Genomic DNA, 25200 nt, shown 5'->3' on the forward strand with positions numbered 1-25200 from the left:
AAAGGGGTGCTAGCGTTATATTATTGCAGAAACTGCTGAACCGCCTGGTTCACAAGTTTACCATCGGCGCGACCTTTGACCTTAGGCATCAGTGCGCTCATCACCTTACCCATTTCACTTTTCGAAGAAGCACCGGTTTCCTGGATGGTCTGTTGTACAATTACTTTAATTTCTTCTTCGGTAAGCTGCTCGGGAAGATATTTAATGATAATCTCGATTTCTGCCTTAGTACTCGCGGCAAGCTCATCGCGACCCGCTGCTTCAAATTCTTGGAGGGCATCTTTGCGCTGTTTGATCTCACGACTAAGGATATCAAGCACTTCGTTGTCGTCTAATGTTCTCTTCAAATCTATTTCAAGATACTTTATTGTAGAACGAACCATTCGAATGGTGGAGAGTGTGAACTTGTCCTTACTCTTCATCGCTTGCTTCATATCTTCGTTCAATCGTTCGCTAAGATTCATGCGTGGGTAATCCTCCTAAAACTTTCTCTTACGAGCAGCCTCAGACTTCTTCTTGCGCTTTACGCTTGGCTTCTCATAATGCTTGCGTTTCTTCACCTCAGCCAAGACACCATCCTTAGCAATGGAACGTTTAAAGCGACGAAGTGCAGCATCAATTGTCTCGTTTTTGCGAACTTTCGTTTCAGACACCAGTTTTCCCTCCCTCCGACCAGACCGTCCAAGAGCATAACAACACGGTTCATCACCTTTCATTATAGGTCAAACCTAAATAAGGTGTCAACCTTCGCGTTATTCTTTTTTTAGCCGGGCTGTACATAGTTGCATTGCTTAATTAGGCATGAGAACTGGAGTTCCCCGTAAGGGCACCAAGCTTGGCTCCACCCAGCAGATGATAATGCAGATGCGGCACTGCCATCCCGCTGTCCGGACCGCAATTATTAATCAGCCGGTAGCCGGTATCGGCAATTCCGAGCTCTGCAGCAAGCTGCTGTGCTACGGCATGAATCTCGCCAATCAGCGGCAGATCCTCAGGCGTAACCTCGTTCATAGAAGCGATGTATTTCTTCGGGATAATCAGCACATGCACAGGGGCGGCAGGCTCAATATCGTGGAACGCCAGAATCCGCTCATTCTCGAACACCTTTTTGGACGGGATTAAACCTTCGATAATTTTGCTGAATACAGTTTCCATACCACGCTTCCTCCCAAAAAATTTGTAATGCAGAAGCTTGCATCCGGCACTTTCCGCAGCAGAGGCTGAGATAACAGACACGAACCTAACTCTTATTCGTACAACGGCCACCCGCTACTCATAGGAGATGATCCGTCAATACAGCTAGAGCTCTGCGGGGCGCACACGCCTGAAGATCATCGGGCTTCCGGCCTGATCGGCTTCGCGACAAATTTCAATTTATGGAACTAATCATACAGGATGTTGAGCAATTACGAAAGGCGGAAGGCTACATTCTGGTGAAATCAGATGTTCGGCGCGGCTTATGCTGGATTGCGAGGGAAAGTGGGCGGGCGGCGATGTATGGGGGAACTGGGGTGGGAGCAGCAAGGAGTGTGGGAGCAGGTAACCAGGCAGGGATCAGGGAATAGGGATCAGGATATCAGGTGGGGGCGGATCAGGGGAGCAGGGGTGGAAGTGGCACGCGAACAGGGCGTTAATATCAGGGGCAGGGAGTGGAGGATCACAATAACAGGGAGTGTAGGTAGGGCAGACTGTATTATAACAGGGTGGCGGCACAATAAATTCGGTTTATCGTGTACATTTGGTCAACAAACACCTCAACAGCCATATTGTGTTCGGTTTTACGCATACGTTTTGTTCGATTGCCTTAAAGGAGGGTGCTCCCTCCTTGGGGTAGGACCGTTGCTAGTTTTGAGCGTGGACCCAAAAAAAGACAAAAAAAAGAAACACCCTTCACAGCTCATATGAGCTGCTTCGGCGGCGGACGTATGAGAAGGAGTTCATTCCCTGTCATACGTCCGCCGAGGTGTTTCAAATAATGTCGGCTTAGCTGTATTATAACAGGGGGTTGGAGGTGTATCTGTGATTCTCATCACAACCAACCCCGTCTTTCACATTTTTTCCAAAAGAATGGTTGAACCCCCGCCGCCCTGCTCTGCAGGAACCACAATCAGCTTGCGCGGCAGGCGGGCCCGAAGCTCAGGAACATGGCTGATGATGCCCACAGACAATTGGTCATTATGCAGTCTCTCCAGTGAAGTGATAACGGTGTCGAGCAGATCCGGGTCCAGGGTGCCAAAGCCCTCATCCAGGAAAAAGAATTGCAGCGGGTATTGTCCGCGCAGCTGAATCTGGGCTGACAGGGCAAGCGCCAGCGACAGGGAGGTCAGGAAGGTCTCTCCCCCGGATAACGTGGACACAGGACGTCTAACGCCGCCGTTCCCGTCATCCCGGATGACGAAGCCCCCGCCTGAATCCACCTCCAATGCATAACGCTGCTTGCTCAGGAACCGCAGACGCTGTGACGCAGCCTGGCATACCTGCATCAGCTGCTCCTCTGCAATATACTCCACAAAGGCGTTGCCGCGCAGTACGGTCTGCAGCTTGGATAGACGCTCCTGCATCGCCGCATGTCCGGCCCGCTTGTCCTCCAGCTCTACCCAGCGGATATGGCGCTGCTGCAGATCCTCCAGATCCCGCTCTGCCCGCGCACGGGTCTGAAGCGAGGCTTCATCGTCCTCTTTACACTTGCGTAGTGCTTCCTGGCTGTCCTGCCATTCTTCATTGCTGAGCACAGCTCCAGCCAGCTTCTCTTCAATACTCCGCAGCTGCAGCAGGCACTCCGCCTCTTCTTCGCGGTAGGACTTCACACGCTCGGCGGCCTGTGCCCGTTCTCCGGTCTCCAGCGATGAGGCCTCTACTTCTGCGGCCGAGGCGAACGGCGAAGACTGCAGACTCTCCTCCCACTGGGCGGCGGCGGCGGTATAATGCTCATGAGCCGATTCTGCCGCCTGGCGGGCTACCGCAGCTTCACGGGTCTGCTGCTGCGCCTTGTCCGCTGCCCGGCGGTGTTCCTGCCGGCTGCGTTCCAGCGCAGTCTGCAGCTCCAGCAATCTGCGTTCACACCCGGCCAGCAGTTCCCCGGCAGGCCGGCCGCCGGTCCCTTCGCGAAGGCGCTGCTCTTTATCGCGGGCAAGCGCCTCTTTGCCTTCAAGCTGCGCATCCCACTGCGCCAGCTCCTTGTCCAGCCCGGCCAGCTGCTCGTTCAGCGTCTGCACTGCGAGGCTTTTCTCGTCCAGGAACTTGACGCTGATCTCCAGCCGGCTGCGGATCTCCTCGGCGCGTTCATCCTTGCCAAGCATCTCCTGATACGTTCTCTCCGCTTCCTCCGGGGCAAGCTCCGGGAAGAGACGGCTCCATTCCTCCCTTAGCTTGCTGGCTGAAGCAGCCAGCTCCTCTGCCTTGGCAGACAGTCCCTGCAGCCAGGTCTTCTCCGCTTCGGCACCTGCCGCTTCCTTGTGATAGACCTGTTCCAGCTCCTGCAGGGAACGCTGCCAGTCTGAGGCTGCACGGCGCAGCTCTGCGGAGCGGCCTCGGAGCGCGGCCAGTTGATCATTCAAGGCAGACAACCGCCCATCCAGCGCGGATAAAGCTTGTTCATCCGGAAGCTGCGCGGTTACCATGGAGTCGTGAGACTCCGAGGCCGGGGTGCTTAAAGAATCAGGTTCGGCGTGGAAGCCGGAACTGTCCAGAGAGTCAGATGCTGTATAAGAGCCGGAACTACTTGGGAACTTGGAAGCCTCAAGAGACTCCGAAGTGTTTAAGGAATCTGAAGCGGTGTGAGACTCGGAATTGCTGAGAGTGACAGATCCGGCATCCGAACCGGAACTGCTTGAGAGCTTGGGTGCGGGTGCGGCGTAGGAAGTCATGCTTGCCGTCTTGTCCACAGCCGCCTCTGCCCCGGCGGCGGACTGGTGCAGCGCCTCTTCGGACGCGGCTCCCGCTAGCCCAGCGAGCCACGAGCTGTCCTGCTCCAGCAGGCTGCGCAGCAGATGGCGCGTCTCCAGCGCCTGCCGGGCCTGAGCGCGGACATGGCGGAGCCTATTGTCCAGCTCCTCAGGTTCCCCCTGCTTCTGAACAAGCGCAGGGGAGGGGTGATGCTCGCTGCCGCATACCGGGCAGGGAACCCCTTCCTGGAGTTCACCGGCGAGTGCCTGCGAGAGCCGGTGAACCTCCTGCTCCTTCAGCGCAGCCTCCAGCGCGCTGATGTGCCCCTCCAGGCGGCCGGCAGCGTCTCCCGCTGCCCCTTCGGCCGTCCGCAGCTCTTCCTGGTGCAGGGCGGCGGCGGCCAGCAGCTCCCCGCGCCCGGCATCCAGCGCCTGCCGCCGGGACCCGGCGGCAGCCAGCCGCACTTCCGCCGCTGCGAGCACCGCCGCGCGGCTCTGGCGCTCACGTTCTGCCGATTCCCGCTGGGCCTCGGCAGAACGCAGTCCCTGCAGTCTCTGCATGGCTTCCTGCAGAGACTGCCGCTCCTGGGAGCGGACCGCCAGTGGCTGCAGGCTCTGCTGCAGCTCGTGCTGTTTCTTTTGGCCGCGGGCCAAAAGCTCACGCTCCCGGGCCAGGCTCTCCCGCCCGGCGGCCAGGCCCCGGGCGGCTTCCTCGCGGCGCACCTGCAGCGCCGCCCGCTCGCTGTGCAGTGCGCCGAGCTCGGCCTCCAGCTCGAGCGCGCGCCGGTACCGGCCCTCCTCCTCGCGGAGGGCCGGCTCGCCTGCGGACAGCGCGGCCTGGGCCGCTGCTTCCGCTTCCGCCCCGGCTGCCGCCTCCTGCACGGCGGCGGCGGCCAAGGCCTCAAGGCCCCCGGCGCGTGCCGCCCGGGCCTTCCAGGCCTCCTCCGCGCTGCGCCAAGCCTTCAGCGCGGGCAATCTACGCTCGGCTTCGTCCGCCTTGCTGAGCTTCTGCTCCAGGAGGAGGATCTGCTCCTCCTGGGCCAGCAGAGCCTGCCGCTGCGACTCGCGGCGGGCCCGTTCCTCCTGCAGCTCGCGGATGCGGGCGAAGCGCTCGGCGCGCTCCGCAGCCTCCGTGAGCCGCCCCCGGCAATCCGCCGCATGACGGATCGCCTCCTGCACACGGACGGCGGCCGCTTCCACATCTGCCTTGCCCGCGCTGCCCAGCCCCTGCTGCTCGGCCTCCAGAGCGCGCAGTGCCGCCTCGTTCTCCTTGACGCGGCGGCTCAGCTTCAGTGCCAGCCCGTCGCCGTACTGTTCCAGATGGAACAGACGCTGGAGCATCTGCCTGCGGTCCACGCCCCGCAGCGACAGGAACTCGGCGAATTTGCCCTGCGGCAGCACAACGGCACGGGTGAAGTCGTCCATCTTCAGCCCGATGTGCTCCTCGACACAGCGCGTAACGTCCGCCAGCTTGTCGGCCATCACAAGATCCCCGTCCGCCTTGACCTCGATGAACCGGCTGATCGTATTGCTGACCGACTGCTCCCCGGTGCGTTTGAACTTCCGTTCCACGCGATAGCGACGCGCCCCGGAAGAGGAGTTCAGCTCGAAGGTGAAGGCCACGCTGAGCTGGTCCTCGGAATGGTTCATAATCCCCTGGGTTCCGTTCACGGCGCGCTCCACTTTGCCGTACATCGCCAGTGTAATCGCGTCCAGCAGACTGGATTTGCCGCTGCCCGTCGGACCGAAGATCCCGAACAGCCCCGTCTCGGTCAGGCTGGCAAAATCAATCTCCTGCTCCGCCCGGTAACTCTGCAGCCCGGATAATTTCAACAATATCGGCTTCAAATCAGTTCTCCTCCCCTTCCGCAGCTTCATGCCGCTCTTCTTCCGCCAGCTCCAGGAACAGCTCAATCAGACTGTCATCCGGCTCCGCACCGCCGGTCTGGCGCTGATAGAACCTGCGGAACAGCTCCTGTACCGGCATGCGGGAGCGGGACATCTCTTCCAGCTCCTGCTCCATCTGCCGATAGATTGGCCGGATATGGACGATGCCTTCCCGTGACTTGCGCAGCCGCTGGATATCATTCATGGACATGGCCTCGGTCAGCCGCAGCTCCAGATCAATGAATGCTCCTTCATCCCTGCCCTCATCCAGCCAGCCATAGACCTCCTGCAATCCGCCCGCAGATCTCCAGTTCACCAGCGGCCGCCCGCAGGAGAGATAGATTTCCTCGAACACCGGCTCCCCGCCGGGTGCGACATCAATCATGGCCACCGACTTGGCCTGGCCTGCCTCAGAGAAGCTGTATGCCAGCGGGGAGCCGCTATAGCGGATCATCCCCTCGCCCTTGACCCGCTGGGCGCGGTGAAGATGTCCGAGTGCCGTATACTGCGCTCCGCAAGAGAGTGCCGAAGGATCAACGGTATAAGCGCCGCCGACCTGAATCGGCCGTTCAGAGTCACTCTCCACGCCGCCCAGCACATAGATATGGCTCATCGCCAGATTGACGGTCTGCGGGGTGAACTCGCGTCCAAGCAGATTCATCAGCCGCCCCACCCGGGCGCTGTAAGCCAGCCTCAGCTCAGCCTCCCCGCTATCCCCCGCGAGCAGCTCGCCGAGACGGGCTTCGGAGGGGTAAGGGAGCGCAGCGATTTTGGCAACCTCGCCGGTTCTGGCAGCATGTACCGTGACCGGTTCCGAAGTCGGCATTCCGACGAGCGTAATCCCTTGTCTGCGGACAAGCGGGGACACGGAAGCTACGCGCTCCGGCTGGTCGTGATTGCCCGAAATAACCACCAGCGGACGGCCGCCTGCCGTCAGTCTGGCCGCCGCGTCATAGAACAGCTGCTCTGCCGCAGCCGGAGGATTGACTGAATCATAGACATCCCCCGCCATCAGAATCAGATCCGCCCCGGAGGAGTCGGCTATCATAACCAGCTCATCCACGAACTGCTCCTGCTCCTTCTGCCGGCTTCGGCCCTCCAGCGTCCGCCCCAGATGCCAGTCTCCCGTATGCAATATGCGCATTTCCGCCCTCTTTTCCCCGCCTGTCTGCGGCAATTATAGATTCAAAGAATGTATGCTGTTTTTCACATACATTCGGTTCATACGCCTGCGCGCAAGCACAATGTATGCTGTTTTTCGCATATATTCGGACCATTCACCTGTATACGAGCACCATGTATGCTGTTTTTCACATACATTTGGTTCATATGCCTGCGTGCAATCACCATGAATGTTGTTTTTTAGATACACTCGGGCCATATGTCGCTGTTCCAGCCGGTTGCATTCGGCTTATAGCATACATTCAGCCTTTAACCGATGAGATTAGATACACTCTTGCTCTTCCCGGCGATCCTTCAGCCACACTCAGCCAGCAAAGCCACTCTACGAATCATTCATAGAACTCTTATCCATAAATATCATTTCAGTCGACACCCAACGCACTTCAGACCGCAAGCATGTATTAGTCTAAAATACCGCGTAGCACCCTAGATCCGCCTCATCCTCATCCGCTGCAGCTACCGCAATCCTTCCCCGCCAATCACAATCTAACAGCATGTCCCCCATCGAAAAAGTACAGCCATATCTCGCTGACCGGCTCGCCCAGAATATCCACCAGCGCCTTGCTGTACAGCTCCAACTGGAAACGGTATTTGTCTGACAGCTGTGCAAGCCCTTCCCCGTGCGGAGGGATATGATCTGTTTTGTAATCCAGCAGAATCAGCCGTCCCTCTTCCCGGAACAGGCAGTCGATCACGCCTTGAATCAGTACCGTCTCCGCAAAATCACCACCGCCCTGCTCATCCGCAAGTCCGGCAGCCGCTTCGTCCAGATAGTCAAGCCCCCGGTAGGCTTCACCGGCTGGCATCGTGTAACTGAAGGGCTGCTCTCTGGTCTTCCAGGCAGAATGGAACAGTCTGTGTCCCAGCTCACTCCGGCAGAACTGCTCAACTTCCTCCAGCACCACCGCATCCGCCTGTTCCTTGCTAAGGATAGCAAGCCTTTCAAGACGCGCAAGCGTAGCCTCCAGCACAGACCGGTCTACCGGCTCATCCAGGGGGATATGCTGCATCACCGTGTGATAAGCCGTTCCGCGCTCGGCAGGGGTAAGTCCCCGCTGCTCCATGAATTTCGGCCGCTGGAGATGCAGGCTGTCCCTATACCCGCGTTCGTTCCGTTCGTCCGGTCCACCCGGGAGCTTCCGCTCCTCCAGCTGGTCGTAAGACGGCTGCTCCTGCATCGACAATAACCCCTTGAGTTCGGTGACAGAGGTCTTAGCAGGGATGCTTGACGCTGCCGCATACCGGTAAGTCCAGCCCAGTCTCTCCGCTATCTGCGCAGCTACCGGGGTCTCAGGTGTTGACACCGCCCTGCCCCTGCGGAGCGCCTCCAGAATTACCCCGCGTTGTTCGTTCTTGTCCTGATCGCCGTCCCCGGCAAGAAAAGCGCCAGGGCTAAGCTCCGCCGCACCAGTCACCGTAATACTCCAGTTCGACTCATCACCATGCAGCACCGTGGATACCGGGCCCTCACTGCCTGCCAGCTTACGCAGAATAGCAGCGGCAGGGTGGCGGATCAGCGCCGGTCCCACCCAGTCCAGATAGCTGCGGCCCCGGGCCAGCAGGTGATCCGCCAGCAGCAGCTCTTCGCGGCCCTGCATCGCTGCCCAGCCCGAAACCGTGCGCGGCAGATCTCTGACCGTGCCGACCAGAATCATTTTGTCGCGCGGACGGGTCAGTCCGACATAGAGCACGCGCATCTCCTCAGCGAGCAGCTCCAGCCGCGAACGGCGGTTAATCGCCAGATAGGGCAGTGTCGGGTAGCTGACCCTGGTCTCCCGCTCCACGAAGCGCGGCCCGAAGCCAAGCTCCTTGTGCATCAGGAACGGGGAATGCAGGTCCTGACGGTTGAACATTTTGGCCATACCTGCCAGGAAAACAACAGGGAACTCCAGACCCTTGGATTTGTGGATCGTCATAATTCTGACGCCCCCGGCCTCCTCGCTGCTTCCTCCGGCAACCCCCAGATCGCCGCCGTTCTCTCTCAGCCGTGAGATGAACACCAGAAAGCGGAACAGCCCTCTGGCCGAGGTCTCGTTCTCGAATTGAACAGCCCGGTCATACAGCGCCTTCAGATTGTTCTGGCGCTGAAAGCCTCCGGGAAGCCCTCCGACCCACTCCAGATACCCGCTCTCCCGGTAGATCCTCCAGATCAGCTCGCTTAAGCTTCCTTGCCGGGCAGCATTTCTCCAGTTCTCCAGCCTATCCAGGAAGGACTTAAGCTTACGCTGCAGCGTAAGCGGAATATCCCGCAGCGCCGCCGAAGCATCGGTTCCGTCAGTTATACCTTCCTGTACACTCTCATTTCCTGACGATGGCGTAAGCTCTGACGAGGCGGCTGTCTCTCCGGCTGTGTCACCGGTACCGGCCCCCTGTCCCGCCAGCAGCGCGGCCTCCCAGAACAGATCCGGCGGATTGTCCCGCAGTGCCTCCCCTGCTTCAGAAGCCGCAACCAACGCATCGTAGAACGTCCCTCTGCTGCACAGCCGCACCTTCGCCAGCTCCTCCTCCTGGAGATTCACCACCGGTGAGCGCAGCACTCCGGCTAGAGGAATGTCCTGTCGGGGATTATCGACAATCTGCAGCAGGGAGAGGGCAATCTCCACCTCGGTAGCCTGAAAATACCCCTTGTTCTGGTCCCCGTATGCCGGAATACCTTCACCCCGCAGCTCCTCAATCATCAGCGGCGTCCATACCCGGGCCGAACGCAACAGAATGACAATGTCGCCGTATACCACGGGACGCATGATCCGCAGTCCTTTATCATAGATCAGCAGCGGCTCACCGCCGGTCATTCCCGTCATCTGTGAGATACGCCGGGCAATGGCCCGTGCTTCCAGCTGCGCCGTCTCACTCTCGGCAGCCTCCAGCTCCAGAAGGGGCAGCTCATCGCCCTCTGCCGCTTCGTCCGCCGGACCCGGGGCAGAGGCTCCCTTGTCGATCAGCAGCAGCTCCGGCGCAAAATAAATATCCGTACCTTTCTCCGCAGCTCCCGGAAAGTTCGCTCCGTACACCAGCTCTGCCCGCTCATCATAACTGATCTCCGCGACATTGCTGTCCATGATCTGCCGGAAGACCATATTCACCGCATTCACCACTTCCATCCTGCTGCGGAAATTGCGGGCCAGATCGATGACGAGACCATCTTCCCGTTCCTCCTGTCCCGGATCAGCCCCCGCCCGGCCATCTGCCTCAACGACATGCAGGGTGCTACCTGCACTGTCTCCGTAGGATGGATCATTACTGAACCTGCGGTATTTGTCCAGGAACAGGCCCGGCTCCGCCAGGCGGAACCGGTATATACTCTGCTTCATATCCCCGACCATGAAGCGGTTGCCGGGGGATTCCCGGGAGATCAGCCGGACAATCTCCTCCTGTACGCTATTGGTATCCTGATATTCATCCAGCAGCACTTCGTCGAACTGGCTGCGGTACTCCATCGCCGCATCCGACGGTAGCGAATGCCCCGGCTGCGAGTCCTTATGGCGCAGAATCTGCAGGCAGTAATGCTCCAGATCACTGAAGTCCACCAGCCCCCGGCCCGCCTTCTCCAGCCTGTAGCGCTCGCCGAACGCGATTACGGTCTCCGCCAGCTCCTGCATCAGCGGAGCCGCCGTATGTAGTTCACTCAGGAAGGATTCCGACGGACGGCCGAACAGAGATTTTTGCAGCTCGAGCAGGCTCTTCTTCACCTGATCCCGGATTGCCTTCACACTCTCCTGAAGCAGCGGATCAGTGGCATCCTTCTTGCAGGGCTTCAGCTTCCCGAAGGAGATCTCCATGAAGATATCATACAATCCGGCCCAGGGCTGTGAGTCCACCGCGTCCAGCAGGCCTTGCGCCATCTCCAGATCGGCAGCAAGATTCTCCGCGTAAGGCGCCGGACCGGCGGGTTGAAGCGCAATGTCACGCCCCTGCTCCAGCTGGCTGATCGCCCCCTTCAGCGTCAGCCTGGCTTCGGCAAGAATGCTCTGCACCCAAGGTGTATGGCTAAGAGCTTCAGCATCCGGCAGCGCAAAGTCGGCTGCGGTATCCCGCAGCCACTGCGCAGGCCAGGGATGGCTGCGCGCGAAATCATGCAGCCGCTGAATCAGCGAATGCACCGCATCATCGCTCCGTTCACCGCTGAACCAGTCTGCAAGCTGCACGAACAGGGTATCTTCCCCGTCCTCGGCAACCTCGCCGTATTTCTCCTCGAGCAACTCTTCCAGCAGCTCCTGGCGCATCATCTCCGCCTCATGCTCATTCAGGATACGGAAGCCGGGATCGATTGGAATCATCTGGTAATACCGGCGGATTACTTCAAGGCAGAAGGAATGCAGCGTGGTAATGGAGGCTCTGCCCAAGAGAGCAAGCTGGCGGCGCAGATATTCGTTCCCGCCCTCACTGTCCTCCTCCAGCTTACGCTCCAGCGCTTCCCGGATACGCTGGCGCATCTCGGAGGCGGCAGCCTTGGTGAATGTTGCCACCAGCAGCCGGTCCACACTGAAGCCCGCTTCCTCCTTGCTGATCTTGCGGATAATCCGCTCGACAAGGACTGCCGTTTTGCCGGAACCGGCTGCCGCTGCCACGAGAATATCGCTGCCGCTCTCGGCAATGGCGCGCCACTGGTCGTCACTCCACAGACTGCCTTCCGGCTTCGTTTCGGGTACAGGTCTTGTGCTCACAGCTTCTCTCCTCCTTTGCGGGACAGCAGATCCCAGATCACTTCTTTGCCCGGCTTACTTAGAATGTTATAGCTATTGCCCTCCACCGCTTCATCGAACTGGCAGACGGGACGGAAGGAGCAGAAGGTACAGGCCGTTTCCTGCTGGATACGATAAGGCTGTATCGTCACATCCCCCTCCGTAATGCTGGTCCCGATCTCCGAGATCGTGCTGCGCACCGAGGAACGCAGCTGCCCCCACTGCTCTGGGGTAGCTACAGATGCGCTGCTATAGAAGCTGCCGTCACTCTTCAGCGCTACCGGAACAATAGAGGAATACCCTTTGTCTAGTGTGGTATCCATCAGCGATACTACCTCACGGTCGGCGGTCAGCAGGCCCTTCATCTTGAAGCGCTTCATCAGCTCCTGCTCTGCCTGCTCCCGGTTCATTCCGTTGGCTGAGGTCAGGAGCGGATCATGAACGTGGAAATAGAGCGCCCCGGCAGGCAGTGCTTCCTGGCCCAGCCATTGCTCGGAATAGGTCAGCAGCACATCAAGGTAAGTCAGCATCTGTAGCGACAACCCATAGTAGACCTCATGCAGCTTGAGATCCTTCTGGCTTGATTTGTAGTCGATCACCCGCAGCAGAATCCCCTGCTCCCCTTCAGCCTTATCCACCCGGTCAATCCGGCCGACCACCTCCATAACACAGCCGTTCGGCAGTGTAATTCTCAGCGGAGGCAGCTCCTGGCCCGGGCCAAAATCCAGCTCCAGCCCGACCGGCTCAAAACTCCCGCGCCGCGAATGCTCCCCGAGGATGACCGAAGCGCGGCCGACAATATTCTTCAGCTTGCGCGAGATATAGCCGTAGCGCTTGCTGCTCATCAGAATCTCTCCCTGTAACAGCGGAGACAGCTTATCCACTGTCGCCCCTGCCTCACGGCGGCATTCCTCCGCAGTCATGCTGCCCCAGCTGCGGCCTTGCTCCTGCAGCCGCTTCGCCATTTCACTAAGGGCCGCATGGAAAAGCTGCCCGATATCTGGAGCTTGGAGCTTATAGAGCTGTCGCTCCTTCAGCCTCAGCCCGTAGGAAGCGAAATGAGAGAAGGAGCAGGCAACGAACCGCTCCATCCGTGACACGCTGCCGCGCAGCGTAGAGCCGCCATACAGGCGCAGGCTGGTCTCCTTCTTCAGCCGTATGCCTTCATTGCGGTAGAACAGCGAGCCGAGCAGCCGCTCCAGCTTCAGCTTCATGGACAGATCCGCATGGCGGTATTCCGCTGCCTGTTCATCCGCAGGCTTGTCTGCACCCTGCTCCGCCGCAAACCAGTTATAGACCTCCCACCACATGCCGGGGATCTCTGCCCCTTGACGCCACTGGCGGAGCTGAAGCAGCAGCATGCGGAGCGTCTGCTCAGGATGGCCGATGAAGGCCATATGGACAGCGTCGTCATCATTGCCGCTCTGCGGGAAGCCGGAGAGGAATTGTTCATCTAACTGCTGCGGGAACATTCCCTGCAGCTGGCGGATGACCTCCGAAGGTAGTAGCGCTTTGCCCTCATCGTCAGCTACGGCATAGCTGATCCACAGCTTCCTGCTGGCAGTGGTAAGCGCATTGTAGATCAGGAAACGTTCATCCAGCAGCTTCCGGGATGAGCCCGGCGCAAGCTCCATACCGGACTTCTCCAGCATAAGCCGTTCCCCTTCGGACAGAATGCCGTCTTCCTTGAACTGTGCCGGAACCACTCCTTCGTTGAAACCGAGCAGGAAGGCGTACTTCACTCCAGACACCCGGGTACGGTCCATCGTACCTACCAGCACCTGGTCAAGTGCGGGCGGGACGAGCCCCATTTTAAGCTCAGCCAGCCCGGTCTCCAGCACCCCGGCGAACAAGCTGAAATCTATCCGTTCCTTGCCCATCATCTCGGCAATCTGGTCCAGCAGACCCAGAACAGCGCCCCAGAGCTGGCTATGCTCCCGGGCAGCTTCCGGGCGGCCTTGCTTCAGAGACTCCGCTCCCATCCCTTCGAGCTTCCGTGCCGCTTCCGTATCCTCCAGCAGCAGATATACCGCCCGGCATAGCTCCAGACCGCTGCGGCTGGCTTTGATTCTCTGCTCAAATGCCTGCAGCGGTCCTGTAATCGCACTCCGGCAGGCTTCCATTCTGGATAGCATGGCTTCATCTACAGCCTCACTGCCCTCCAGGGAGAGGCGCGGAATCCCCTTCCAGGAGCGCCCGTCCGTCCAGCGATAGCCGTGAATGCCGCAGGCCAGCACATAGTTCTCCAGCTCATCCATATGGGCACGGGTAATGTTTCCGTCCAGCGGGAGCAGCAGCTCTGTCTTCACGCAGCGGAACACATCTTCATAACGCCAGCGGCGGCGGACGACATCGAGAGCGGAGCGGATGAATTCCACCAGCGGATGATGCAGCTCACTCTGCTTCTGGTCCAGGAAGAACGGAACGCCGAAGTCCTGAAATAACGGGGCAATCAGCGGCTCATAATCAGCCATATTGCGCATGAATACCGCCATTTCCCCATATTTAGCCCCCGATTCTCTAGCCAGGGCCTGCATCTCGCGCAGCACGCCCTCCACCTCGGTGCGGCGTGAAGCCCCAGCCCGGATGCTGATGGCTTCCTTCACCTGTTCAGCCGGTCCCGTCCAGGGATGCCGGCGCTGTAATCCGCGCTCCAGATGCGCGAGTACGGGAGCGTCCTTGAACCTTGGCAGGACAGGCGGAGCCAGCAGCTCATCCCATACGGTAAGTCCCATCTCCTCCGCTATTCCCCGGAGCTTAATGTAAGTAACCGCCGCCGGATGGAACAGCTCCAGCTCGTGCGGGGCAACGCCCGGCGGATAGATCCGGTCCAGTGTGAGCGCAATGGTCATTGTGTCCGCGTACTGCATCAGCTCACGCAAGACGATGAATTCCTGGTTGCTGAAGCCGTGGAAGCCGTCCACCCAGATCTCAGCGCCGCGGATATAGGCAGAGTCCGCAATATGCTCAGCCAGTTCGGCTAGTCTGTCCTCTTCATCTATATAGAGCTGTGACATCTCCTGGTCCAGCTCGCTAAAGACGAGATGCAGATCATCCAGCTTCCCGGCCAGAATAGGGCTGCCCAGCGTGGCATCCCGCATTCTGCCGATCTGCTCCTCCAGGTCTCCGGCTCCAAGACAGCAGCGCTTAAGCTCTGTGTGCAGACTGCTGAGCCGCTCCACAAATCCCGGCCGGTCCGAGGAAGCCCCGAACAGCTTCAGCTCCTCCTTGCGCTTGCTGATAATCTTGTAGATCAGCATCTTCTTGCCTTCTTCACTGATAGGCAGACTTGCGCTGCCGCCGGTCTCCTGCTTCACCCGGTAGGCAAGCCGCGAGAAGCTGAGCGTCTGGGCGCGCAGACTCCCCTTCACGCCGCCCGCCGCCAGCAGTCCCCGTTCCGCTCCGAATGATCCTTGCTCGGGAACAAGTATAATGATTGGGGCCCCAAGCGGCTCTGCCTTCAGCCTGGAGGATACCCGCTCCCATATTGTAGTCGTCTTGCCGCTGCCCGAGCGGCCGATGATGAAGTTAACCGTCATTTCAGCAGACTCCTTCCGTTGAACCCTGGCACTCTATGCGACACCAGAATCTATGAAACTTCTCGTCTCAATAGTATAGCATACCTCCACCGCCCGCTCCAGAACGTACGTTTGCCATTGTTTGCAAATGCAGAAATAAAGAAGACTCTCCCTGAGCCGTGCAAACGGCGGGCGGAAGAGTCTGAATAAATCATGTCAATTAGGTTCAAGGCTAACAGTTACTGCTGCAACTCCTCCCAAGTGAAGGGCAAGACAGGGATAGTTGTAGAATGTACACTTAAAAGCAGCGGAACAGCATACTTTTCTCGTATAGCTGTAGTCTGTGCAACTAAATCTGCCCAAAGAGGCAAGAACCGGCAATGCGTGAATATTTTATTGTACGAAATACACCTAAACAGGTAATCGATTCGACATCGGATGTTTTAGTTGTACAAAGTGCATTTAAGCCTATCGCAGCCGGAAAACGGCCAGCGGAGAAGTCTTATCTGCTAATATTCTTATCTTTAATAACTTCCAGCACAAAATGCTTATTCCTTCCGCTCCGTCCAGCCCAGGGTGTCCGGGCCGATTACAATGGTGCCGATCGCATCTCCGTATACATAGGACAGCTCGACCCGCCGCCGCTCCGCGTCCACCATGCAAGTGTTCACGTGCAGCGGACCGCTGTTGTCCGCCGCATCGCCGGGTAGACACAGGGTCAGAATTCCAGCCTTACCGGCCCAAGCCGCCCGGCCCTCGATTACCGGAATCTCCGATTTAGAGCCGTAGACCTCCGATACCCAGCCCTGCTCCTTATTCACCGTGAACTGTTCATCCTTCAGGCCGCTTGTCATCCAGCTCATATTCAGCTTCACTGTAGAGCCGGGATAGACCACGGTTGCTGTAGGCTGTGCGGCGACGGCAAATCCTCCAGCTGCGTCTCCTCCGGTTCCAATAACGGCTGTTTCAGCTTCAACTTCAGCTTCTCCGGTCACTGCTTCTCCAGCCGCTCCGGCTTCGGAAAACAGCTCCAGCACCGCCTCCGGGTGCAGATGGAACCGCTGCTCCAGCTCATGCTCGCCATCCGCCTCCAGCCAGTCGGCAATCAGCAGCAGCGGCACCTCCACGCCCAGCAGCACCCAGCGCCGGTGCATTACCGGACCGGGAAGACGGATGTATCCGTCATGCGCGGCATCAATGAAGTGGTAACGGCTGTTGCTCTCCCAGCGGAAGGTGCTGGCCTTAGCCACAGGCTCGCCCCATTGCTGGGTAGAGATATACGGCGTCTGATCCAACCCGTCTATGGTAATAGTGTTGTGTGCCCGGGTGCTTTTGAAATAACGGCGCCATTCCCCTTCCTCATAGGTGTACCTCCCGGTATCGGTGAAGAGCAATTGCCCGTTCCACATCCACTCCAGATTCAGCGCATCGGCATGACCGTGCGCTCCGCCCATCTCTGCGGCATCGAAGAACAGATACTGCTGCGGGTCCCGCATCACATAATACCCGGTCTGCACAAAAGCCACGCTGCTCACCGAAGGCGCAGACTCCGCCTGAAGCTGAACACACCGCTCATACGTCTCGGCTCCCAGCAGCCAGAGGCATTCTGCATTGCCCGTGCCGCGTCCGACCAGTGCATCATCCTTAAGAATGGCCCCCAGCAGCGTCAGCCGCTGCCGGCCGCTGCTGATCCAGTCGGAATCGCCGATCCCCGTGGACTGGTGATCCGGGCGGACCAGCGCTTCGGTGAACGCGGCCATCTTGCGGAGCTGCCCGCCGTACCAGGAGGAGAACGGGTGGCCGGATAACGCGCCCAGCAGATAAGGCGTCCCGAACATCTCAATGGCGGCATCATGGTAATGGGTGGTCAGCTCGATCTGTATCCCTTCCGGCCCGACCTGATGCAACAGACACAGCTCCAGGCGCTCCTCGGCCAGCTGCCGCCAATACGGTGCGCGCGGATGCTCATGATGGAAGACAGCAATCATGTAGAGGCCCTGCATATGCATAATCGCATGATTGATCTCCGTGCTGCCCAGGTAGCGGGTCAGAAATTCAGCATGCTCCGCAAGCCCCTCCAGCAGCTCACTGCGGAAGTGTCCATCCAGCAGCGGGCTGTCCTCCATATATTTGTACGCAGAGATCCAGGACTGCACCCGCAGGCCGGTCTCCAGCAGACGCCATGGACCCAGCTTCTGGAAAAAGACCGCTTCCTCATACGACGGAATCACAGGAACCGGGTTCTGCTCGCGCCAGCAACGGAAATGCTGCATAAAGGCCGTAACGTATTCCTGCTTGCCATTCATCAGATAGGCCTTGCCCAGATCCAGCATATGCCAGTGGCGGTTGATGCCCCAGGTGAATTCGGGGTCGTTCGTAGGATTATGCAGCCAGTCCGCCACCGGCTTGCCCAGCGGAATCCAGCGGCTCAGATCGCCGGTATAAGGGATGATGAATTCATTGTCCACGGCATGCTCGGCAATCTGAACCGAGTTCTGCGCCTCAATGGGGAAATGACGGGCATAATAAGCGGCAGCGCTGCGCAGCTCAGATGCGTTCAGATAATAATCCTTCATTCCTGCTTCTCCAGGAAGTCCTCACGAAACGGATTGAACACATCCAGAATCACGGAATCCTCCAGCGCCTTCACACCATGCGGAATATTGTAGCCGGCATAGAAGCTGTCGCCCGCCTTCAGAATACGCGTCTCCTCCCCGACCTTGACCTCAAAGCTGCCCTTCACAATATAGCTGATCTGCTCATGCGCATCATGGGAATGAACCTCCCCGATGCCGCCTTTGGCGAAGGTAACCTCCACCATCATCATCGAGCCCCCCTTTGCAAGCAGGGTGCGGGAACTGCTCTCATTAAGAACCGTCTTTGCTGCTTCGCTGTTCTCTAAAATCATTTCGGATCTGCTCCTCTCTCAATATGCAAGAAAGCGGCCGAATCTATCATGCATCGGCCGCCCGCCTGAACCTTACCTCTTATTCGTCGGTGGATAATTTACCCTGCAGCTTCGATGCGTCAAAGCTTGGATCGGCAACAATATCCGTTGCGCCGGAGGCTCTTGCTTTCTCTAATGAAGCATTATACCGGGTATCCAGGTCTTTGATAATGCTGTCCACATCGCCGCCGGTGAAAACGAATGCCGAGAACGCATCGCTCCATTTACTGCCTTCCAGTGACCCTTCTGTAATGGTCAGCGGGTTCGCCGGATAAATCGCGTCATAACGCTTCGGCAGGAAGCCTTCAATGCCGGGAATACTTGGTTTTTTGCCGGAGCTGATGACTGTAGGGATCAGGGAGATGCCGTAGCCTTTTTCATAATACTCGCTTTGCAGGCTGTCGCTGTACACATACTCCATGAACTTCCACGCTGCTTCCTTATGCGTGCTGTCTGCGCTGATGCCGATGTAGGAGCCGCCGATGATCTGCGATGCGCCCTTGATCGTTCCATCTGTTGTCGGTACAGCAACGGCAGCCCAATTAGCGGTGGTCGGGAACTGGTCTTTGTAGACGCCGGGCTCTGCGGAGTGGTTAATGTACATGCCGATTTTGCCTTGGGCGAACTGCGCGCGCAGCGGATCAATGTCCAGACTCTCTACGCCCGGCAGCATGCTGCCGTCTTCGTTCATCTGACGCAGGGCCAGCGCAATATCCTTGTACATGCTGAAGTCGAATTGTCCGGTCTTGTAATTGTAGCCGTCAATGCCGGTATTGTTGCTCGCGCCAGCTACGGTATTGGATGCACGCCAGAAGCCGCTTGAGCTCTTGAACGGGCTGGCGAAGCCATATATGCCGTCCTTTTTGCCGGTTTCGGTAATCTTTTTGGCGGCAGCAACCATCTCGTCCAGAGTTTTCGGCGGATTCTCAATGCCCGCTTGCTTGAAGATATCTTTATTATAGATCAGTCTCCAGATCTGTCCGGTGTTGGGCAGGGTATAGGTCTTGCCGTCCACGGTATTCTTGTTCTCCAGCAGGCTGTCCTTGAAGGTCTCCTTCATCTCACTGCTCATATAGTCATTGATCGGGGCCATGTAGCCTTTTTTGTAATAGGTCTGGAAGTCGTTGATCTGAAGCACATCAGGAGCCTGCTTACTGGCAAAAGCGATATCTACCGCCTGCGGATAATTGTCCCCCATCACGGTCATTTCCACTTCGATGTTATCCTTATTCGTCTTGTTGAACTCATCAATCTTGGATTTCATGAAATCGGCGTCGTGACGGTCGGGTGTCCAGTAGAGGATTTTGGTTTTGCCGCCGCTTGCTGCCCCGTTATCTCCTTTGGTGTCCGCCGGTTTGCTGTTACTTGCCGCGGGCTCCTTATTGCTGTCGGCAGCGCAGCCGGCCAGACTGAGTGCCAGCACTGTACTCATTGTTGCAACAACCCATTTTTTATCCATCGTTATGCCCCCTTGTGCTTGTCCTGACAGCCTGCAATCGGCTATCTGTTAACGTAATCATAATGGTTCCGCTTTCAGTGGGGTGAGGGACATTCTAACTTTGTAAGGGGGGAAAAATGCTTGTCCCTGTTCCTTCGGCTCCTGCTTATTTCAGGTATTTCTGCCGGAACGCTGTGGGCGTAAGTCCGCAGTATTTTTTGAACAGGCCGCTGAAATACGGGCGGTCCTCATAGCCGAGCATCAGGGAAATCTCCTGCACCTGCGCCCCGGCAATCAGCAGCTCCTTCGCCCGCTCCATCCGCAGCTTGGTAATATACTGAATCAGCGTCATGCCTGTCTCCTTCTTGAAGGCGCCTGCGAAATAGCTCGGGCTCAGATGGACGGCCTGCGCGCAGCTGTTCAGGGTCAGATTCTCCTCCAGATGCAGCCGGATGTATTCTCTGGCCCGGTTAATGGACTGTGTTACATCACGGAACTGCTTGCTATCGACGAATTCACAGCCCATGCTGGCGAAGTGATTGATATAGCTTTTCCACCCGCCAAAGGTTAAAGAACGGTTCTCCTCAAGCGCCGTCAAGTCAGCCTCCAGCTGTATGCGCTCCTCTTCCGTGATTTCATCACAGAACGCCCGGTACATAGCGAAGGTCAGCCCGGACAACAGACGGACCATCGATAGCGGATCAGGATATCTGCCGGAGAGGGTCCACTGCCGGAAGATCTCGCCGATGATCTCATGACAGCCTTCTTCATTGCCGGATTTGAGCGCGTACAGCAGCTCCTTCACCTTCTCCTCAGGATAGTCCGGGGCTGCGCGGTTCTCCGGGTCCAGCTCCGTGAAGCGGAAGATACAATTCCCCTCACTGTAAAAGCGGTAGGCCAGCGCTTTGGCCGCATGCACGAAGGAGGCCCGGATCTCACGCGTTCCCCGTGCCGCTGTGCCAAGGCCGATCGAAACGGTATTCTTGCTGTATTTCTCCACATTCTCACGGCACAGCTCCAGCAGCTCCACCGTATCCATGGCGTCCGGCGGATTAAAGATCGCGGCCAGCCGCTGTCTGCTCTCGCGCAGCACAACGCCGCGCGTGTGCATTTTCAGCGTCTCGTCCAGGATGTTCTTGATCGCAAAAGGAATGATTTCGCTATCATCCAGATGCAGGGTGTACCCGTATTCGGTATAACAGTCCAGCTCAATAGCCATCACCAGCAGATTGCCGGCATCCAGGTCGATGCCGAGCTCCTGCCAGCGGCTGTCACTCAGGCTGATATGGGTCTCCTGGCGCAGCAGAGCGGTGAGATAATCCTGGCGCAGCTGCGCATGGCTGGCCATCATCTTCTGCTCCATTTGCTGTATCTGCTCTGCTCTCGCCCGCTCTTCTTCAATAGTCTGCTTCACCTTCAGCACAGCGTCCACAATCTCCGGCTGGGTGAACGGCTTCAGCAAATAGTTGGAGGCGCCCAGCTTGATCGCCTCCTGCGCATAGCTGAAATCCGAATACCCGCTGATGAATATGAATTTGGCCCGCAGCTTCGCTTCGGCAGCCCGTTTCATGAGCTCAAGACCGCTGAGCTTCGGCATACGGATATCGCTGATAACGATGTCGGGGTCCTTCTCCAACAGCAGCTCCCAGCCCTGCTCACCGTTGCCGGCGGTCCCCGCCACCTCCATTCCATGATCCGCCCACGGGATCGTTGAAGCAATTCCTTTGACGACAGTCTGAATATCATCCATTACGCACAGGGTCAACGGGTTCATGGCAGCCTCCTAAAGGATCGGTATCGTGACGGTTACAGTTGTGGCAATATCGGGAATGCTGCTGAAGGCAATCGATGCGGATTCACCGTAGTGCAGGCTGAGCCTGCTGCGCAGGTTGGACAAAGCATATCCCCTGCGCTCCGCTTCGGTGCCGTTCACCGCATTCGCAAGCTGAGCGGCATCCATGCCGCAGCCGTTGTCCGTGACCCGCAGGATCAGGAATCCGGCAGCGCGGTAGATGCGGATCTCAATTCTGCCTAGCTCCGCTTTGTCGCGGAAGCCATGCAGAATTGAATTTTCCACTAGTGGCTGAAGCAGAATCTTCAACATCCGGACGGACAGATAGGCGTCATCCTCCACCTCTATCGTATAGGTGAACAGATTCTCATAGCACTTCTGCTGGAGCTGCAAATACTGCCGGACATGCTGGACCTCCTGCTGGAGGGTCGTAATATCATTCCCGTTGTTCAGCCCCAGGCGGAACAGGAGCGACAAGGCCACGATCATCTCGCTGACATCGCTTTTCTCGCCATTCTCGCTTTTCCAGAAGATCGTATTCAGCGTATTGTATAAGAAATGAGGGTCCACCTGCGCCTGTAGCGCCTTGACCTCCGACTTGCGCTTCTCCTGCTCCGAGGTCCGCACCTCCTGAATCAGAACCTGAATCTGGTCCAGCATCCGGTTGAACTTATGGCCGACGGCGCTGACCTCATCCTCATAGCGGCTCTGAAACCGCACATCTAGATCGTTATACTCTACCTCTACCATCAGACGCTGCAGCTTGTTGAGCGGCTTCAGCAGTGCAGAGGCGAGCAGGTTGGACAAGGCCAGCGCCACCACGGTGCAGATTAGCATAATCCAGAAGATCAGCCAGCGGATCTGCTTCAGCGGCTGCAGCAGGTCTGCTTTGGACTGAATGCTGACCATAACCCAGTCCTCATTCATCGACAGCGTGCTGTAATTGACGAGCAGCTCCTCGCCTGAGACATTGATATAGTTGAAATCTCCTGCCGTCCCTTGGTTGAACCGGCTGACGAAATTCTGCTCCGTATTGAACGCGTAAGTCTGCGTCTCCGGCCGGATGACCATCGATCCATCCTTTTGCAGCAAAAAGAGCTGAACCTGATTATTCATCAGATCCTGCTCCAGGATGGACCTCATCGCCTCCTCCTTCATGTTCACAACCATATAGACGTCCGGGAAATTATGATTGTCAATTACCGTTGGCTTCAGCAGCAACGAGAGCACCAGGCCCTTCGATTGAAACAGCTCGCTCTGATGCGCCCCCAGCCACAGGGTATTCCAGCCCGGCCGCTCCAGATAGCTCCCGTACTTCTCCATGAAGTTGGTCTTCCGGTCGGGGAAATCCTTAGTGGAGTAAAAATCGCCAATCGGCGTACTAAGATAGGTCGCATCGATCAGCGGCTCCACCAGCTTAAGCTGGTCAAAAGAAGTCTGCAGCAGCGACAGATTCTGATAATAATGAGCGGAATTATTGTTGCTGACATCTTTCATCACTTGACCAAAGCTTTCGCCCAGCATCAGGGAAAAGGAAGAAACCACGATATGCCGGAGATGCTCGTCCATCACCTGAACGGATTTGTTCAGAATGCCTTGCTTCAGCTCAAGTGCACTGCCCTGAATGCTGCGCGCCGCGAAGAGATACGAACCGACTCCGGTTACACTGATACAGAGAATGGCGAGGAAGATGTACAGCACCTGAATTCTTTTCTTCAAAGACTGCTTGTAGAAACCGAGTTTCATCCGTGAACCACTCCTTGCAACCCATTGTAACAACAGTGCAGGCGGAACACTACTCTTTCCGGGACTACCCTTTGACGGCGCCGAGTGTCACCTGCATGAAGGATTTGTTGGCGAATACATAGACCACCAGCAGCGGCAAAATGGACAGACATGCGCCGGCCATCATCAGCTGTACCTCTGACGCCGCTCCGATTCCGTAGCGCAGATTCGCCAGCCCGACCGGAAGCGTCTGGAGCTGGGGATTGCTCATCGTGAAGACCAGCGGCAGAATATATTCATTCCAGGACCCCTGGAACGCCCCCAGTCCGGCAACCGCCAGCGCAGGCCGCAGCAGTGGCAAGATGATACGCAGGTAGACAGAGTAGAAGTTGCAGCCATCGATCATCGCCGCTTCGTCCAGGTCGCGCGGAATGCTCTGGAAGAAGCCGATTAAGATGAAATAACAGGTGGCATGGGCGCTGATCAGGATAATAATGACGCCCCAGAGCGTCTTGTTCAGGCCGAGCATAACCATCAGGTCAAATTGCGGACGCAGCACCACGGCCCCGATGGAGATAAAAAGCGTGGAGGCCATGAGCAGGGAGTATGCTTTTTTGCCGATAAAAGACACCCGGTTTACGGCATAGGCGGACATCGAAGCCACCAGCAAAGTGCCGACAGTGGTGACCACGCTTACAAATATACTGTTCAGCGTATAGCGGGAGAAGTTGGCGTTCTTCCACGCTTCCAGGTAGTTCGAGAAATGCCAGCTTGACGGCCAGATGGTTGCACTGCCGGTCAGCTCCTGGTTCGTCTTGAACGAGCCCAGCACGACCATGATGATCGGGAACAAGGCCAGCAGGGCGGCCGCAATCAGAAAGATCCAGAGCACAGCCTTGCCGAGCAAGCGGGTCAGCAGCGGGGACATGACGGGACGGGTATGGGTATGAGTACGGGTGTTATTCATTCTGCTCTCCTCCTGTCGGTTCTAGTACACATCGTTTAATTTCTTGGAGATCCGGAAGTAGACCAGCGTCACGCCGCCCACAATGACCGCAGTGGTGAAGCCGACTGCGCTGCCATAGCCGAGCTGCTGGATGGACTGCGCTTCCGCCGAGACCGGGAACAGGAGCTTGAACAGGTACAGGTACATGACTTCTGTTTTGCCGTACGGCCCGCCTTCGGTCAGCACCATAATACTCTCATAGCCCTTCAGCGAGATGGTGATCGCCAGCATGATAATCATCTGCATCACCGGTCCCAGCAGCGGGATGGTCACATTCTTCAGCTTCTGGAATTCATTCGCCCCGTCCAGCGAGGCCGCTTCGTACAGATCATTCGGAATGCCTTGGAGTCCCGCGAGGAACAACAGCATATAGTTACCGACCGCACCCCAGATAGCAATAATGATGGTGGTCATCATGGCATGGTCGGCGCTGAGCCAGCCAACCGGTTCGCTGATGATATGGAAGCGGATCAGCAGCTGATTCAAGATCCCGTTATAGGAGTTGAAAATAATGAAGAAGACAATCGCCATCACCGAGGCGCTGAAGATCGTAGGCAGATAGTAAATCGCTCGCAGGAAGGAACGCCCTTTCATTTTGCGGTTCAAGATAATCGCCAGCAGCAGCGACATCGGAATCGTCACCACGAGCTTGCCGAGCGCATAGATCCCGGTATTGCCGACAGAGGACCAGAACTGATGGTCGCGCAGCACCCGCCCGAAGTTATCGAGGCCGATAAATACAGGCGTCCCAAACCCCTGATAGTCATAGAACATATACCGCAAGGCCCACAGCAGAGGATAAATGCCGAACACCAGGGTCAGGAACAAGCTGGGAAATACAAAGACGTAGGCATGTATTTTTTTCTGTTTCATAAACGGCCCCCCTTAGAATCTGTACCTTGATTATAGAGGGAACATCTAAGCGGCCGGGATAGGGAAATCAACTATTGAAAGGGGAGGATGTTACTGAGCTGGGGCGGCGGGGAGGGCCGGAGGGCAAGTCGATGGTGAATGGGGCGGGCGGCGAGAGGTGGGTGCGGCGGGCGGCGGGACTCCGGCGGGCGGAGTGAGACGGGCACAGCGTTGGCGGGACTCCGGCGGGCGGCGTGAGACGGGTACGGCGGGGGCGGGACTCCGGC

General features: G+C 57.5%; 14 protein-coding genes. All 14 read right to left on the minus strand.

Annotated features, from left to right (window positions below; translation table 11 throughout):
- Nucleotides 1-20: 20 nt before the first annotated feature.
- The 14 genes from C173_RS09660 to C173_RS09730 all read right to left on the minus strand — a co-directional run bounded on the left by C173_RS09660 (nucleotide 21) and on the right by C173_RS09730 (nucleotide 24934).
- A complete protein-coding gene (locus C173_RS09660) occupies nucleotides 21-464 on the minus strand; it encodes a GatB/YqeY domain-containing protein (RefSeq protein WP_036724349.1) in 444 nt (147 codons plus the stop codon).
- A gap of 15 nt (nucleotides 465-479) precedes the next feature.
- Complete coding sequence (gene rpsU / locus C173_RS09665; RefSeq protein WP_005547957.1) at nucleotides 480-653, minus strand: 30S ribosomal protein S21; 174 nt, start codon at nucleotides 651-653, stop codon at nucleotides 480-482.
- Nucleotides 654-795: 142 nt separating this feature from the next.
- Complete coding sequence (locus C173_RS09670; protein WP_036724351.1) at nucleotides 796-1155, minus strand: histidine triad nucleotide-binding protein; 360 nt, start codon at nucleotides 1153-1155, stop codon at nucleotides 796-798.
- A gap of 893 nt (nucleotides 1156-2048) precedes the next feature.
- A complete protein-coding gene (locus C173_RS09680) occupies nucleotides 2049-5732 on the minus strand; it encodes an AAA family ATPase (RefSeq protein ID WP_036724355.1) in 3684 nt (1227 codons plus the stop codon).
- A 1-nt stretch (nucleotide 5733) separates the two neighbouring features.
- Nucleotides 5734-6915 carry an exonuclease SbcCD subunit D gene (locus tag C173_RS09685; protein ID WP_036724357.1) on the minus strand — a complete coding sequence of 394 codons (1182 nt, stop codon included), beginning with the start codon at nucleotides 6913-6915 and terminating at the stop codon, nucleotides 5734-5736.
- 517 nt (nucleotides 6916-7432) lie between these two features.
- Nucleotides 7433-11617: a UvrD-helicase domain-containing protein gene (locus C173_RS09690; protein WP_036724358.1), complete on the minus strand. Its 4185-nt coding sequence runs from the start codon at nucleotides 11615-11617 to the stop codon at nucleotides 7433-7435.
- Nucleotides 11614-15174 (minus strand): helicase-exonuclease AddAB subunit AddB, encoded by a 3561-nt coding sequence (gene addB / locus C173_RS09695; RefSeq protein WP_036724359.1) that lies wholly within the window; start codon nucleotides 15172-15174, stop codon nucleotides 11614-11616. The genes C173_RS09690 and addB overlap by 4 nt, the downstream gene beginning before the upstream one ends.
- Nucleotides 15175-15701: 527 nt before the next feature.
- Nucleotides 15702-17729, minus strand: a complete 2028-nt coding sequence (locus C173_RS09700; RefSeq protein WP_036724360.1) for an alginate lyase family protein — start codon at nucleotides 17727-17729, stop codon at nucleotides 15702-15704.
- Nucleotides 17726-18061: a cupin domain-containing protein gene (locus C173_RS09705; protein WP_036724361.1), complete on the minus strand. Its 336-nt coding sequence runs from the start codon at nucleotides 18059-18061 to the stop codon at nucleotides 17726-17728. The genes C173_RS09700 and C173_RS09705 overlap by 4 nt, the downstream gene beginning before the upstream one ends.
- Before the next feature lie 79 nt (nucleotides 18062-18140).
- Nucleotides 18141-19559, minus strand: a complete 1419-nt coding sequence (locus C173_RS09710; protein WP_036724362.1) for an ABC transporter substrate-binding protein — start codon at nucleotides 19557-19559, stop codon at nucleotides 18141-18143.
- 145 nt (nucleotides 19560-19704) lie between these two features.
- Nucleotides 19705-21312: a response regulator gene (locus C173_RS09715; protein ID WP_036724365.1), complete on the minus strand. Its 1608-nt coding sequence runs from the start codon at nucleotides 21310-21312 to the stop codon at nucleotides 19705-19707.
- Nucleotides 21313-21321: 9 nt separating this feature from the next.
- Nucleotides 21322-23076, minus strand: a complete 1755-nt coding sequence (locus tag C173_RS09720; protein ID WP_036724367.1) for a sensor histidine kinase — start codon at nucleotides 23074-23076, stop codon at nucleotides 21322-21324.
- 64 nt (nucleotides 23077-23140) lie between these two features.
- Nucleotides 23141-24022: a carbohydrate ABC transporter permease gene (locus C173_RS09725; protein ID WP_081751106.1), complete on the minus strand. Its 882-nt coding sequence runs from the start codon at nucleotides 24020-24022 to the stop codon at nucleotides 23141-23143.
- A gap of 21 nt (nucleotides 24023-24043) precedes the next feature.
- Complete coding sequence (locus tag C173_RS09730) at nucleotides 24044-24934, minus strand: carbohydrate ABC transporter permease (RefSeq protein WP_036724369.1); 891 nt, start codon at nucleotides 24932-24934, stop codon at nucleotides 24044-24046.
- Between the last annotated feature and the right edge of the window lie 266 nt (nucleotides 24935-25200).

The sequence above is a fragment of the Paenibacillus sp. FSL R7-277 genome (assembly GCF_000517965.1).
Lineage (GTDB): Bacteria > Bacillota > Bacilli > Paenibacillales > Paenibacillaceae > Paenibacillus_AQ > Paenibacillus_AQ silagei.